This is a genomic window from Flavobacterium sp. WC2416, assembly GCF_041200095.1.
Classification (GTDB): Bacteria; Bacteroidota; Bacteroidia; order Flavobacteriales; family Flavobacteriaceae; genus Flavobacterium.
The window spans coordinates 456,913-472,536 of the sequence record NZ_CP165626.1; the positions used below are offsets into that span (position 1 = coordinate 456,913).

General features: G+C 31.4%; 14 protein-coding genes. 1 reads left to right on the plus strand and 13 read right to left on the minus strand.

What is annotated here, in order from left to right:
- Window positions 1-22 precede the first annotated feature (22 nt).
- The gene (locus AB3G39_RS01970) at window positions 23-1,333 is read left to right on the plus strand and encodes a phenylacetate--CoA ligase family protein (protein WP_369765882.1); all 1,311 of its coding nucleotides are present in this window, start codon (window positions 23-25) and stop codon (window positions 1,331-1,333) included.
- Here AB3G39_RS01970 and AB3G39_RS01975 read toward each other — a convergent pair.
- The 13 genes from AB3G39_RS01975 to AB3G39_RS02035 all read right to left on the minus strand — a co-directional run bounded on the left by AB3G39_RS01975 (window position 1,317) and on the right by AB3G39_RS02035 (window position 15,594).
- Window positions 1,317-2,099, minus strand: coding sequence for a glycosyltransferase family 2 protein (locus tag AB3G39_RS01975; protein ID WP_369765883.1), 783 nt, complete (start codon window positions 2,097-2,099; stop codon window positions 1,317-1,319). The genes AB3G39_RS01970 and AB3G39_RS01975 overlap by 17 nt on opposite strands.
- A gap of 1 nt (window position 2,100) precedes the next feature.
- On the minus strand, window positions 2,101-3,468 hold the full coding sequence (locus AB3G39_RS01980; protein WP_367772868.1) for an exopolysaccharide biosynthesis polyprenyl glycosylphosphotransferase: 1,368 nt from the start codon (window positions 3,466-3,468) through the stop codon (window positions 2,101-2,103).
- 58 nt (window positions 3,469-3,526) lie between these two features.
- Entirely contained in the window at window positions 3,527-4,510 is a 984-nt protein-coding gene (locus AB3G39_RS01985) for a UDP-glucuronic acid decarboxylase family protein (protein ID WP_367772866.1), read from the minus strand.
- Window positions 4,511-4,518: 8 nt separating this feature from the next.
- Window positions 4,519-5,838 (minus strand): O-antigen ligase family protein, encoded by a 1,320-nt coding sequence (locus tag AB3G39_RS01990; protein WP_369765884.1) that lies wholly within the window; start codon window positions 5,836-5,838, stop codon window positions 4,519-4,521.
- Entirely contained in the window at window positions 5,780-6,886 is a 1,107-nt protein-coding gene (locus AB3G39_RS01995) for a DUF1972 domain-containing protein (protein ID WP_367772863.1), read from the minus strand. Before AB3G39_RS01995 ends, AB3G39_RS01990 begins: the two co-directional genes overlap by 59 nt.
- A 45-nt stretch (window positions 6,887-6,931) precedes the next feature.
- The gene (locus tag AB3G39_RS02000) at window positions 6,932-8,038 is read right to left on the minus strand and encodes a glycosyltransferase family 4 protein (RefSeq protein WP_369765885.1); all 1,107 of its coding nucleotides are present in this window, start codon (window positions 8,036-8,038) and stop codon (window positions 6,932-6,934) included.
- Entirely contained in the window at window positions 8,035-9,207 is a 1,173-nt protein-coding gene (locus AB3G39_RS02005) for an O-antigen ligase family protein (protein ID WP_369765886.1), read from the minus strand. Before AB3G39_RS02005 ends, AB3G39_RS02000 begins: the two co-directional genes overlap by 4 nt.
- Before the next feature lie 122 nt (window positions 9,208-9,329).
- Window positions 9,330-10,142 carry a glycosyltransferase family 2 protein gene (locus AB3G39_RS02010; RefSeq protein WP_367772858.1) on the minus strand — a complete coding sequence of 271 codons (813 nt, stop codon included), beginning with the start codon at window positions 10,140-10,142 and terminating at the stop codon, window positions 9,330-9,332.
- A gap of 25 nt (window positions 10,143-10,167) precedes the next feature.
- On the minus strand, window positions 10,168-11,451 hold the full coding sequence (locus tag AB3G39_RS02015; protein WP_369765887.1) for a flippase: 1,284 nt from the start codon (window positions 11,449-11,451) through the stop codon (window positions 10,168-10,170).
- A 2-nt stretch (window positions 11,452-11,453) separates the two neighbouring features.
- Entirely contained in the window at window positions 11,454-12,296 is an 843-nt protein-coding gene (locus AB3G39_RS02020) for a glycosyltransferase (protein ID WP_367772854.1), read from the minus strand.
- A 34-nt stretch (window positions 12,297-12,330) separates the two neighbouring features.
- Entirely contained in the window at window positions 12,331-12,864 is a 534-nt protein-coding gene (locus AB3G39_RS02025; protein WP_367772852.1) for a hypothetical protein, read from the minus strand.
- 51 nt (window positions 12,865-12,915) lie between these two features.
- On the minus strand, window positions 12,916-13,905 hold the full coding sequence (locus AB3G39_RS02030) for a hypothetical protein (RefSeq protein ID WP_369765889.1): 990 nt from the start codon (window positions 13,903-13,905) through the stop codon (window positions 12,916-12,918).
- A gap of 3 nt (window positions 13,906-13,908) precedes the next feature.
- Complete coding sequence (locus AB3G39_RS02035; protein ID WP_367772848.1) at window positions 13,909-15,594, minus strand: hypothetical protein; 1,686 nt, start codon at window positions 15,592-15,594, stop codon at window positions 13,909-13,911.
- Between the last annotated feature and the right edge of the window lie 30 nt (window positions 15,595-15,624).

Sequence of the window (15,624 nt, forward strand, 5' to 3'; positions counted from 1 at the left end):
TTTGAAGAAATAAACACCTAAAATGCTACCACTTTTTGACTTATCGCTCCAGTTAAACGGTTATCCCATAAAGCAGTCCACTGCTGAATTGCGACAAATTGCAGCTTTATCTCAAAAAGAATATGAAGCATTTTTAACACATAAAAAAAAGGAAATTGTATCCTTTCATTTAGAAAATAATTCCTTTTATAAAGAACTTGTTGGTACTTCAGATTATGAGAATTGGTCCAATTTACCAATTTTGAATAAAAAAAATCTCCAAAAACCTTTATTAGAGAGACTTTCTAGCGGATACAATACTAAAAATAGCTATCTCAATAAAACTTCAGGCTCTAGTGGTGATCCTTTTATTTTTGCCAAAGACAAATACAGCCATGCCCTAACCTGGGCTTCCAATATCTATCGTTTTGGATGGTATGAAATTGATTTCAATCATTCCTATCAAGCGCGTTTTTATGGAATTCCTATGGATTTCATTGGCAATAAAAAAGAACGTTTAAAAGACTTTTTAAGCCACCGCTTCCGCTTTACCATTTTTGACTTATCAGATGCTGTTTTGGAGGGTTTTATAATTCATTTTAGAACCAAAAAATTTGATTACATCAATGGCTATACTAGTTCGATTGTGTTATTTGCTAAATTTTTACAAAAAAAGAATATCGTATTAACAACTATTTGCCCAACCCTAAAGGCTTGTATGGTTACCTCAGAAATGCTTTTTGAAGATGATAAAATACTGTTAGAAAAACAATTGGGAATACCTATCATTAATGAATACGGAGCATCTGAGCTTGATTTAATTGCTTTTCAAAATCCAGAAGGAGAATGGCAAGTAAATTCAGAAACTTTATTTGTGGAGATACTGGACGAAAATAATAAAGTACTTCCTTATGGTCAAGAAGGGCGCATTGTAATTACTTCTCTTTTTAACAAAGCACATCCTTTTATTCGATATGAAATTGGTGATATTGGAATTTTGGATGAAAAAAGCACCTTGCAAAAACCCATTCTGAAAAAATTAATTGGAAGAACAAATGATGTTGCTGTGCTACCAAGTGGAAAAAAAGCACCAGGTTTAACCTTTTATTATATTACAAAAAGCATCATTGAAGACGATGGAAATGTAAAAGAATTTGTCATTAAACAAACTCAAACCGACACTTTTGAAATCAAATATGTTAGTGAAACGGAATTGAATTTAGCACAAATTAAAAAAATTGAAAAAGCCATTATTCTCTATCTAGAACCCAACTTGAAGTTTAGTTTCATTAGAAAAAATAGTTTAAAAAGAAACAAAAGAGGAAAATTGAAACAGTTTAAATCGATGGTTTAATTTGCTTAATATACCTTGGTTTTATAAATAATTGAGTGAATAAAAAAAGCTTCATACAAGCCACCGCAATTAGAAAACTAAAACCGTGAAACCTTCTATAAACGGCAAAATTATATTTTATCAAATCCAACTTTGAAGTCGAAATAGAGTCGTTTCGTACTCTATAATAAGCCAAACTTTCAGGTACAACATGTGCTATTTTTATCTTTTTTAGTACCGTTAACCAAAGCATCCAATCTTGGCGTTTTCGAATGGAAGAAATGGGAATTTTTCCAAAAAAATTGATATCATAAATAGCGGTAAGATTCCCCACATAATTACAAAAAAACAATTCGCGATAACTCAAATGTACTGGTGCTTCTACTCTCTTATTTAAAGGATTTCCTGCTTCATCAATGCAATCATAAAAGGAAAAAGTAAATGGCAAATTCTTGTTTATAAGAAAATCAATTTGCTTTTTTAATTTTTCAGGTTTCCACAGATCATCGGCATCTAGGAAAGCAATATACTGTCCTTTGGCTAACGCCAATGCCGAATTTCTAGCCACACCAGTTCCAGAATTTTTTTCTAATCTAGAATATTGAATTCGGTTGTCTTTTATAGCTAGTTCCTCAACAAGGCAAAGAGTTGAATCTGTAGAACAATCATCAACAAGGATAATTTCCCAGTTTGTATATGTTTGGTTTTGCACGGAACGAATAGACTCTGAAATAAATTTTTCAGAATTGAATGTTGGAATTAGTATCGAAACCAAAGGTTGTCCCATATTAATATGCTTTTTTATCTCCTTTTAAGATATTGATAACGGTCATGTAAATTATCTTTAGATCTAAAATTAATGACCAGTTTTCAATGTAGAAAACATCCATTTTTATTCGGTTTATCATGTCTTTTTCGGTCTCAATTTCTCCCCTAAAACCGCTTACTTGAGCTAGACCTGTAATCCCTGGTTTTACATAATGGCGCACCATGTATTTTTTAATTTTACTACCATATATTTTATTTTGCGACCATAAATGCGGGCGTGGTCCTACTACAGACATTTCTCCAAATAAAACATTTACAAATTGAGGCATTTCATCCATGCTCGATTTTCGCATCAATTTGCCTATATTAGTTACTCTAGGGTCGTTTTTTAAAGCTTCTGTTTCCGTTGAACCGTTCATTCTCATAGAACGAAATTTATAACAGTAAAACTGTTTTTCACCAATTCCTGGTCGGCCTTGTTTGAATAAAACAGGCCCTTTGGACTCTAATTTAATTAAAATAGCTAATAAGGGAGCTAACCATGATAGAATACCAATAATTACTGTTAACGAAAAAACAATGTCAAAAAATCGTTTAAAAATTTTTATTACGGGCTCATTTAAAAGAGTTTCTTTTAACGACAATACTGGGAAAAAATCGTAATAGTCTATTTTTAAATTCTTTGAAAAAATATCTTTTGTATCTGGTATAAATTTTATTGTTTTATTGTTTTCATCGGCAAATTCAAGCAAGTCTTTTAGCTGTACATTAGAAACTTCGTTTAGTGAACAGTATATTTCGTCCACTTGATTAGTTAGAGCAAAGGTTTTCAAATCCAGCAAATTACCTTTAATCTCTTTATTTATTTTTTTATCTGAAAAATAGCCTAAAAACTGATATCCATACTCTTTCCTAGTTTCAAAAAGCTCCTTTAATTGAATCGATTCAGGTGTATACCCTACAATTACAGCATATCTAAAATTACTTCCTACTATTAATCGGTATTTTTTTAAACAATAAAACAAAAAGAATTTTGAAATTGTAATCAAAACCAAGCTACCTACAATAAATAAAACGATGCACTCTGAATTAAAAACAGCTTGATCATAAAATGGAAAAAAGGCAATGACAATTAGAAGAAAAATAATTCCTTGCTTAATTATTTTTGAGATTATTTCTATCGTTTTTGTAAAACGAAAAATCGCATAAAATTTCAAAAAAACTGCAGTTAAAACCCAACCAATATTGAGGTAAATAATGTAATAAGGAATGTTTAAATTAAGGTCACTAAATAAAAAATAAGCCAAAAAAGAGATCACCATCAAGTCCATTAGAATACTAATGGGCCTAATATATTTAGAATATCTTCCTATTTTGGATGTTGTCATGATTGGCTAACCTGTTCTTGATGCTTTGCATATTATTAATGCTTGCTTTATAGACCTACTATTTAATATAAGCCGTAAAATCTTTGTGCTCTTCTTTGGAAAGTTCTTCTTTGGATAAAGATTTGAAATAATCATACGTTATTTTCATTCCATCAGCACGATTTACAGTTACATCCCAACCCAATATTTCTTTGGCTTTAGTAATGTCTGGTTGTCTCTGTAAAGGGTCATTTTCCGGTAACGCGTGATAGACAATTTTTTGATTCGTTCCCGTCAATTTTATGATTTCTTCGGCAAAATCTTTAATAGTAATTTCGTCTGGATTCCCAATGTTTACTGGATATACATAATCCGAATGCAATAATCTAAAAATTCCTTCGACTTGATCGTCTACATAACAGAAAGAACGCGTTTGCAGACCATTTCCAAAAATGGTTAAGTCTTCCCCACGAAGTGCTTGCCCAATAAATGCAGGAATTACGCGACCGTCATTGAGTCGCATCCTAGGTCCGTAGGTATTAAAAATTCGAACAATTCTAGTTTCAACACCATGAAAAGTATGATATGCCATGGTTATTGATTCCTGAAAACGTTTGGCTTCATCATACACACCTCTAGGCCCGATGGTATTTACATTTCCATAATACTCTTCGGTTTGAGGGTGTACTAGTGGATCACCATACACTTCAGAAGTGGAAGCAATCAAGATTCTGGCATTTTTTACGCGAGCCAAACCCAAAAGATTATGCGTACCAAGAGAACCAACTTTAAGCGTTTGTATTGGTATTTTTAAATAATCAATCGGACTTGCTGGTGAAGCAAAATGTAAGATATAATCCAATTGTCCTGGAACGTGAACAAACTTAGTAATATCATGGTGATAAAATTCAAAATGTTCTAATTTGAACAAATGTTCTATGTTTTTTAAATCGCCAGTTATGAGGTTATCCATTCCAATAACAAAATATCCTTCTTTGATAAAACGGTCACACAAATGTGATCCCAAAAATCCAGCAGCTCCAGTAATCAGTATTCTTTTCATATGGGTTTTTATAGTTTTGTAATGGGTTTGGGACTATTTTTTGCATTAAAAACGCAAAAAAATATGGTAAAAAAGACAACTCCCCGTTGTCTTGATAAAAATGATTCTGTCAAAAATAAACTTATCATTAATACTGCAAAAGAAATAGCAACAAAATCTTTTGATTTTATTGCGTTTCTCAAGCTCAAAGATACAATCAAGAGTAACAATAGTAATCCTACTATTCCTGTTTCGGCGAAAATTTGGACATATTGATTATGAAAATTCTTGTTTTGATAGCCATCGTGAGTCGCATCACCAGAAAAAATAGTATGCTCTTTGCCTTTTTCTTTTATTCTAAAATCGGATGCATTCAACCCATATCCTTTAAAAAACACATTATCTTCTTCTAGCATTTCTTTAAAAATCCGTATTTGATACACTCTAAAAGCAGTTCCGGAAAAATAATCATTCTGATTAAATTTATCTTGGGTCCAAGCTTGATTGACACTTACAGTATTGACAGCATCAGTTCTTAAACTAGTTTTGTTTTCAGTAGTATTTGAATTCCATTCCACCAGAAACCGCTCTTTAATTTTAGTCGAAAACAGCAACATAATTATTGCTAATAGAAACAGACTCACGACTGCTTTTTTTTGTTTCAGTTGTCCTTTCGAATAAAATAATTCAAAAACAATTAGCAGTAAAACAAAAACTACAATGATATTTTTTGACGACAGTAAAAAGATAAAAATGGCCAATAAAAATGCAATAATTGAATTTAATTTAGATCTTTTCTCTTTCGAATAAAAATAAAAAAAAGCAACCGACATATAAACCGAAACATGAATGGCATTTAGATCATCGGTTACCAACTCATGGTAAAAGAAAACAGAATTGTCTCTTGTAATACTATAACGAACAACTGCTTTGATCAAAAAATAAACAACATAAAAGAACATTCCGAAACTATAATATTTAAGCAACAGTTGTTTTTTACTTTCGTCAAAAGCAGGAAAACTCATGAAACAAACTGCAAAGACCAATAATGGAAGTTCCTTTGAAATTGCTTTAATAGAAGCGTTTAAATCGTGACTCCACAATAGTGAAAGTGCCATTAATACATACAGGAAAACTAGTAAAAATAGATTTTTATCTATCTTGAAATTTGATTTTTTAGCATAAAACAAAGTCGATAAACCAAAGATTCCCATTGCTATACTATTGATAGCATAACTTAACGGAATGGTGAGTAAAACAACTAATAGCAGCAGTAAAGGCGGACTTTGCTTATGAAGAAGCATCAGTTCCTGAAATGCTTTTTTCAAATAAGCGTAAATAGTCTCCATTTATTTTATCCCAGTTAAATTCATTTATAATCGTCTCAAAATTCTTTTGAATTTTGTTTAAACAGTCTTCTCTTTTTACTGTTAAAAGTAGTTCTTTCACTTCTATAGCATTCGAAAAATAAAATGCGTTTTCTTTTAAAACAGCTTTATTAAAATTGTTGTCGTGAGCCATAATTAACGCCTTTGACGCCATGGCCTCTAATAAAGATGGGTTGGTACCTCCAACTGAATGCCCGTGAAAATACAGATTACTGAAATACCTTAAATTATTGAGGTGCTCCAAATTAAAAATCCCACCCAAAAATGCAATGTTTGTATGCGCTTTGAACTTCTTTTTTAAATAGTCTCCATATTTGGTTTTATGATTGCCAACTACAATAATTTTCATCATAGAATTGCTCAACACCACACCATCTAATACCATTTCCAGATTATTTTCGGGTTCAAACCGAGCCATAATCATGTTGTAATTGTATTTCGAGAGCTCATAATCCGTTACAATGGATTCATCAGGATTCATAAATGGATGTGCACCATAAGCAATATAAGCAGATTCTTTTTTATATTTATCTTTTAAATAGGTTTGAATTCCCAATGAATCAGCAACCAAAAAATCACTACTAACGGCAGCCAATCGCTCAGCAAATTTAAGAAATTGTTGCACTGGCTTGGAATATTTCGTTCGCTTCCACTCTAGCCCGTCCATATTTGTTATAATAATGGGTTTCTTAGGCAATAGGAAAAACCAGATCGAATTGCTTGTATATCCCAGTTGAAGTATGATGTCAAAATCCCTTTTTCTAGAATCCATAATGCAGTTGAAATCATATACAAATTGTCCAAAAGTTCCCATTTTATGCTCAGGATCATTTTTATGGATGATATTTACCCCTTTGAATGTTTTTTCCTGAAATACATGATTGTGAGAATTATAAACATATACTTCATGTCCTTTTTCAACTAGAAAAACAGAAAAGAACTCAGCAAATTGCTCAAAACCAGAATAGTTATTGGGTATTCCTCGCGTTCCTAAAATAGCTATTCTCATACTGTTTATTCCAATTTAATGAACCAAAAATAGGTCTTTTACTATTTATTTAAGTTGTTGATTCTCATTTATTGCTTTTAGAAAAACCTCAGCCGCAATTTCCCAATTGTATTTCTCTTTTATTATTGATGAAATAACACTGTTTTGCCCTTCTTGCTTCAATCCCCAAACAATAGCACGATTCAAATCGTTTTCATCATTCGAATTAAATAATCCCTCCTTTAAAAAATAAAAATCAGACATGGCAGTTGCATTCGAACAAAGCGACGGAATTCCTACTGCCGACGCTTCTAGAGGAGGAATTCCAAAACCTTCAGCAATTGATGGGTAAATCGAAAGTCTAGCACCACGAACAACAGCAACTAATTCATTGAAGTCCAATTTATTTAAATCAATTATTTTTTCTTTCATTTCACTGCTTAACGTTTCAAAATAATCTAAATATGCCCTATTAGGTATGGCTTTTTCTCCTATAAAAACGAGATGATGGTTTTTGTAGTATTCCTTTTCAACAAAAACCTTCAATAAGAAATCATGGTTTTTTCTAGGTTCCCAACGGCTTATGAATAAAAAATAATCTTCAATTCCGTAGTTCTTTTTTACCTTTTCAGCCACTGTTTTTTTATCATAATCCTCAAAAAAAACAGGATCAACCGCATTGGGAGTTATAGTTACATCGGCACGATTAAAATGATTAACTATGCTGTTTTTGGAATATTCAGAAACCGTCAAAACAATAGCAGCTCGTTTAATACTCCATTGGAAAAGATATTTTTTTGAGAGTTTATAACCCAAGGGGAAATATTTTGGAAAATCTAAAAACAACACATCATGAATCGTGACAATGTATTTACAGTACGTAATGGGCGGTATGATGTATTGAAAATGAGCATAATCAATATTCAGTTTTTTTATAAACCGAGGAATATCAATCAACAATCTTACATATTTATTATTTGAAGTATATTTTAAATAGGTCACATTATCGTGTTCTCCAAAAGTGTCTTTAAAATTATTGGTGTGCGATGCAAAATAAAAGTGGTGTTCTTTATTCTTTATTAATTCTGTATATAAACCCGCTATGTAGGTAGTAGTCCCTTGAGGACTTCTATCAAATACACTACAATCTATAAAAAATTTCAGCTCTTTCATCCTTCTATTTCTTTTACAAAAACCGAACTTCTTTCAAAATAAAGCAAGCCTCCTAATATAAAAATAATCACATCGCGTCCATTATAAATTCCTGTGATGGTCAAAGAGGTAAATACATATACTAAACCTATTCCCGAAATAAAAACCAAAATCATTCTCTTGTTATTGTGCTTGCGATACAATGCTAAATAGAGTGTTCCAAAAAACAAAAATAGTATGATTATCCCAATACTTCCCGTTTTATAAAACACATACATATAGCCATTATGCAATTCTGAAATGTACCTAATCCCTTCTTTCTCTCCTGTAAGTGGCGCTTTGAATTTCAAGTTTACCAATGAACCAAAACCTGTTCCAAACACAAAACTACTTGGGTTTTCTTGCATTAAGGCATAGGCTCTTTTGGCCTCATAGCCACGCCAATGATCCCACAAATCCTTATGATTTTCCCGGTCAATTTTGGTTTTGAATAATTCAGCAGGAGCAATTTTCACCTTAAAAAGAAACCCTTCCATCCCTGGTTTATTTCTTTCTATTTTAACCGTATACAAATAGCCGTAAAAAAGGGCAATGGCAGTAATAAAAAGCCCCAGAAAACGGATTGTTTTTTTGTTTAAGACCGTATATCCATAAATAGACAACAATAACACTAGAGCCACCACAATCATTGTTCTTGAGAAATACAAAACATTTGACACAAACAATATAAATACAATTACTCTAGTCAATAAACGACTTTTTAACAAGTATTCCTTTTGAAAATAGCTATACGATAAAAGGAAAAAAAGTGCAAAAAGTTCCAAGAAATTATCCTTTCCAAATTCTCTAATCGCATCCACAGAAACGGAAAAAATGTTCCCCATAAATATCAAAACTAGAAAATGTATAATAGCCGATGCCAATCCGCAGTAAACAATAGTCTTTATAAACAAATTGAAATTATTGATTTTCTTATAGAACAAAAAACCAATTAAGAGTCCTACAATAGGTTTAGAAAAATGAAAAATGTCTTTTATAAAACCATAAATGGGATAACTATTGAATATTGTTCCTATAAAACCCAATAAAAAAAGTAATAAAACTGGCGCAATAATCTTTAAGAAACGGGCTTCTATTGCTAGTTTTTCATAAAAGAAATAAAGCATCAAAACCCCTATTTGAATGAACAAATTTAACTTGAATGAAGGCAGATACAATTGCAACAAAAGTACAAGTATAAAGAGTGAAGTATAAAATTTCGATTTGCTTACAATCATCAATTAAAGTCTATTGTTTTTATAAAATATAGTTTCTAGTTTCTTTTTAAAAACTGCTTTATACGCTTTACTAGTTTGTTTACAGATAAAATAAATTCCAATGTTTTTTTATTAAATCCCTTGAAATGTTTAGCAATATAAATTTCATATCCCTTGACCAACAAATGATTTTTGGAACTATTAAACCCTACAAAGTGAATATAACTATAATTGGACAAGAAAACTCTTTTATAACCCTTGTCGGCGATTTTTTTAGAAAAATCTACATCTTCTACATATAAAAAATAATCTTCGTCAAAACCGTCTATTTCTTTAAACACTTCAGTGGGTAGCATCAAAAAAGAGCCGCTCAACCAGTCTACTTCATAAACCTTTTTAGTGAAAATACCAGTCCTAAATTCGGACCCTATTTTCATTAATTTTTTCATTTGAAACAGATTTTTGTAATTCGGAAAATTTCCCGCCGAGGCTAAATATTTTTTATTCCCATCCAGCATTTTTATTCCCACAACTCCTATTTTCGCATCGGATTTCAAAAAATTCAAAACGGGTAAAAGTGGATCTAGAACTATTGTATCATTGTTTAATAGCAGCAAATAATTCCCTTTTGCCTTTCTAACTGCTTCATTGTTTCCTTTTCCAAAACCAAGATTAACATTTGATTCAATTAAAATAATTTCAGGATAATTAGCTTTCAAATAAGCGCAACTGCCGTCTTGGGAATTATTGTCAATCACTATTATTTCGAACTCTATGTTTTTTAGATTCTGAAATAAAGCATCAAAACATTCCTTTAAATAAATTAATCCGTTATAGTTGACAATTACAACTGATAGTTCTGGAGGCATTTTTTAACTGTTATAAAAGGTAAATCTACATAAAAGTAAAGAAACCCAATTTCTTTTTAATGACAATAACAAAAACAATGTTTACCACAACATTAGTAATTAAACTTGCCAATGCGGCTCCTTCAATTCCATAACTAGGTATTAACCCTAAATTTAAGGCAACATTCATTAGAAAACCGAATAAAAATATGTTTCTTACTCCCTTTTGATGGTTCGTCATATTCAAAATCTGATCCACATTACCCGTCATTGCATTAAAAAGGGCGCCAAGCGTAATCAGTATTAAAGTCGTCTTGCCCGCTATGAATCCCTCACCGAATAATCGAAGGATGTTTTCACTAAAAAAAATGATTCCTATGGCTAATGGAATTGTGAAAACAATGACCAATTGAGTCGAGCGGTTAATCACTTTTTTCATTTCGCTGAAATTGTTTTGATGAAATAACGCTGCTACTTTAGGCATAATAATCACATTCATCGACAGAACGAAAAAAAGAGTAAGATAACCCAGTTTAAACGCAGTGTTATAAATTCCTATCTGGCTTTCACTTTCTATACGACCCAGCATGAGGATATCCGTCCAATTTAATAAAATGAGAAATATACCGCTAACCATCATTGGAAATGATTTTTTCAATATTTCTTTACTCCTTATTTCGGGGAAAGTAATTTTAGTTTTTTTATAAAATAATACTACTAACGCTATTAAAACTGTTAATATAATTGAGCTTACATAAGCTAGAAAAGTAAAAAATCCAGTTAGATTATAATAATAAAATGCTACTAAAAACAAGGCAAACGACACGCTTGGAAAAATATAGAAAAACAAACCATAAGCAATGATTTTTTTTACTGAAATAAAGTAATAACAAATTATTTCATGAAAAATCATAAAAGGAATACTGAAGGATACCACCAGAAAATAATTTAAAAGCGAGGGTTTTTGAAAAACAGTTTCCGAAAAAAATTGAGCACCAAAAGAAAAACATAGAATAGGAAAAAGAGAGGAGATCAAAACAATTGCACCCGATTTTAGTAATAATCCCTTTAGTTTTTCAACATTGTCTATTCTACCAGCAAAACTTACAAATGCATTTGGAACCCCCAATGCGAATACCATTGCTAAAATTTGTAAAACCGTTAATGCCAATGCGTAAGTTCCATAATCCGCTTCCCCATAAAAATTAGTGATAAACCACATGGAAATGAAACTAAATACCATGGCGAACATCCTAAATAAAAAGGAAAAACCACCTTGAGAAAGCAGGTATTGTATCGTTTCTCTATCTTTTATCCCCGTTTTAAACATCCTTATTCTTCTGTTTTTATTTCGCAAAGTAATTCAGTAGCAAGTTTTTCCCAATCTATGATTGGAGACATCGTTTCTTGATGCATATGAGTGCTTAAACTGGGAATTGGCGATACACAAAGGAGTTTATTGAAAAAAAATGAACGGCCAAAAAGGGTTGCGCTTAAGTAACCATCGTTTGCCCTTTTTGATGATTTAATGAATGTTTTTCTATGTTTGATCAACTCTTTTGCTTCAATTAAAAAAGTAAAAGTAGTATTCGAAATTTGCCTCCAATGGGAATCTTTGGTATGAAATATAAAATTCTTTGTAGCGTATTTAATAGTGTATCGATCAGGGTAATCACAAGGATGAATAACTAGATTGGGTTTGCTTAAATATCTTTTAAATGAAAAAAGAGAAATGGTTCTTTTTCTTAAAAGTTGGTTTAGTTTAATTCTACCCGGAACAATTAGGTCTTTTACTTTTATTAAATTAAGTATCTTTTTAAAACTGTCCTTAGTGTGTAAATAATCATCTTCACAAAAATAAATCCACTCTTCACTATTGATTTTCTCAGCTATTTTTATGGATTCCAGTATTGACTTATCGTTACCAAATACACCTTCTATTAACTCAATATCATATTTCAAAAAAAAATCTCGCGTTTCTTTAGAAAGAGCATCCCCTATTACAATCATTTTATAATCGATTCCCTCTAACGCATTCAACAGACTTTTGAAACAAATTTTAATTAGTGTTCCTTTATCTAAATTAAAAGGTCGTGCTGAGTTATTCACGGCGTTTACAGCATCGCAAGATCTAAAAATCACATTAATTTTAATATTTTCCGAAGCTGAATTCATTAGATTATTAATTGGTTTTGTAGGTTTTAAAAACTTACTTAATAAGTTGCTCGAGCACCGCTTTTACCGCTTCGTCATGAGGATATAAGGATGCGCCTTTGACTGAATTGGGATCTTTTCTTTTTAACGATCTTGTTTTATAATCTATAATAGTTGTGCTTTCATCAGGTCTGAAATAATTGAAAATGGTGCTGTCATTGGCCACAAAATTTTTGTCAAAATAGTCAAACGCAACCGTGTTTAAAACAATCTCTTCGTTCTTTCTATTTACTCCAAAATCAATTCTAAGTTTTACAGGCAATACAGCTTCTGGTAGCATAAAGGTGACTTTTTGTCCTATTTCTTTCCCTTCAACTGGAAGCCAGATAGAATGTTCTTCGCTATAGTCTTCGGCCATATCTTGCCCGTAGTACAAATGAAGCGTGTCCCTTTTCTTAATTAATAAATCTAGTGAAACCTTAAATAATTCCTTTGTCTGGTCAATTTTCTCCGTTTTATCTACTTCTTTTTTACATGAAACTAAAGAAAGAAGTGCTAAAAAAAGGGGGATAAACAATTTTATTTTCATGAATTCAGTATGTTTTTTTGAGTGAATTGAAAACTATAATTAGAGTGTAAATTAATTATCAAGCTTTTGTTTTGCTGCTTGTTTTTTATAAAAATTGATAAATAAACTCCAAATAATGAAAAACAAAATAAGTAAAAAAGGAAGAATTAATTTTAACTTTCCACCAATAAAACTTTGGTGTTGTTTATTCAAAGTAGCGCTATTTTCTTTTATAACTTTATCCATTCCTATCAAGTCAACCCTTAAAACTCCTTGTTGATAAATCAAGTCTCCTTTTGTTTTTATTATGTCATTTAACTGTGTGTTCTCGTTGTAATAAACCAGCTTATCACTTTGTTTTCTACTGTTTACATCACTAGAAAACCCCTTTAAAACAGCATCAATTTGGGCAATAATCGTATCATTTTTACTCAGTTTTATTTGAGCGTTTTTCAACTCCTCAATTTGAACTTTCTTAAAATAATCTGATTCATTCAAGAAATTTAGAATTGGCTCAATAGTTGATTTCTCGGTTATTAAATCATTCGTGGTAATGACTATTTCATGATTCGTATAATTTTTACTAGTCAAATTATCTTCCAATATTTTTTTAATATCCCCATCTTCGGCCATTAACTTGATTAGCTCAAAATTTTCTGATTTATTTTCAATGAATTTATATACATCTGTGATGGGTTCTATCTTAATTCCTTTTATCGTTTTTGGTTTTTTTAACCCTACACTATTTTTTAAAAATAAGGTGTCGCCTTCGATAATTTTAGCATTTATTAAATCAATTTTAGCATATAAATAATCCGCAGATTTAAAATTTGGGGCAACAATTATTTGCTGATCATATGTTTTTTGAGTGGTATCTAAGAAAAAACCAAGCCCAATCCCCAATATTAGTAAAGCAATTATTACAATCACATTTCTAATAAAGAACTGAATACATCTAAATATTAAAGCACTAAAATTTTGAAATAGACTCCCTATTTTATTAGAAATCTGTGATAAATCTATTTCTTGATTTTCAGTATTTTGGGGTAGGTTTACACTCATTATTTACTTTTGTTTAGTATTAAAAATTTGTTCCAATATTTTAATTGTAATCAAATAAGTGGGCTTTACACCAGTAGTTCCAAGACCTCCAGAAGCTAGAGTACTTCCAGTTTCAAGCGGATTATCCGATGCATAATAGGCATATCTTACTTTTATATCCTTGGGTACGCTTTTTCTAATTTTAGATGCTGATTGAATCGCTTTTTGATAATAAGAACCTTCCATTTCTAGACCAATTACACCCCAAGTCGATTCATGGAAAAACTTCAATAAATCCCTATTTTGTAATGATGTACCAAGAACAGTAACCATTGGCCCGGCAAAAACTGCAATATCATTTCCTTCAAACATATCGGCCGTTAATTCATTTTCAAAAAAGTAATTATCAGCCGTTCCTTCGTTTATATGTGCATTCGGAATCATGATATCTCCTTTTCCTCCTTCTAGAATTCCTGCTTTTCCCATGATAGAAACTGATTCTACATTGAGTAAAGTATCTTTCTTGAACGGTTTCAGCAATTCATCAATTGTTTCATAGGCTTGTTCCCCAAATGCATAATCCATTACAATTAAAACTGGTTTTTTGTCTCCAAGTTTGGCTGTAGGGAAGGACGAATTAGCCCAATTGATTTTTTCAGTATCAAAAATTTGTACATCAATATTTGTTCCTGAATCATCTAAAACAGAGATCATTCCATGCTTCAATGCTACTTCTTCTACTTTGTTACGAACTTCATCCGCGCCAGATTTACTTAATTCCTCATAAATAAAGAAATCCGACTTGTCTTTAAACTTTGTTTTTAAAACTGTTGTTGCAAAAATAGAATTCATTACACTATGCATATTGGCACTAATCACATGAATTGGACGGTTTATAAGTCCGTTTTCTTTTAGAACCTCCTTGATATTGGTCGCCCATCTTTCACCATGAATGTGATGCCCTAAACGCTCTCTCAAAATAGGACTAAAAGTGATTGTTCTTTTATTATTGTCAATGATTTCTTCAATCGCTAATTTACCTAACCAAAAAATAATTTGCAAAAAACGATCTGGAGCGGCATCTGAACCAAAAGCATCATAGATATCTAGTACTTCTTCAAAAGTTCTTCCAAGGATATTTGCAGCATGCGAAATGGCTTTCTCTTTTTCAACAAGAGATAATTTTTTTGTCTGTGAAACTGCATGTTGTAATTTTACCCAATCGCGAGAAACTTCTCCTGCATCATCAAGTAGCACTCTATTTCTTATTTTATGAGACTCGATGAAAATAAACGTTAAATGCGTCAAAATATCGTAAATATCTGATCGCCCACGTGTAATTTCAACATTCATTTGCTCCTCATCAATTCGGTAACAATTACGACGCCTTTTTGGAGGAATAATTGCTTGAAAATGGGATTTAGAATAGCCTTCATCTGAAGTTAAATTGATGAATCTGCATTCTTCAATTCCTATAGGAAGTCGTTCAATCACATATAACAGTCCGTTTAATTCTACTTTTTCTTCGGCGATATTTCCATATATTTCTGGACGTAATGTCATTAAAGCTTCCCTTAAAGTATCTCCTGAAATACCCATCGGTTTATAAAAACCTCTATTGAATAAATGGCGCATCGTGATGTACATTTTTTCAATAGCTGCCGATGATTCTTGTGCTCTAGAGCGTGATATATTTTTACTGTCTTTCATTTCTTCTATAATTTCTAACCAACAAATGTA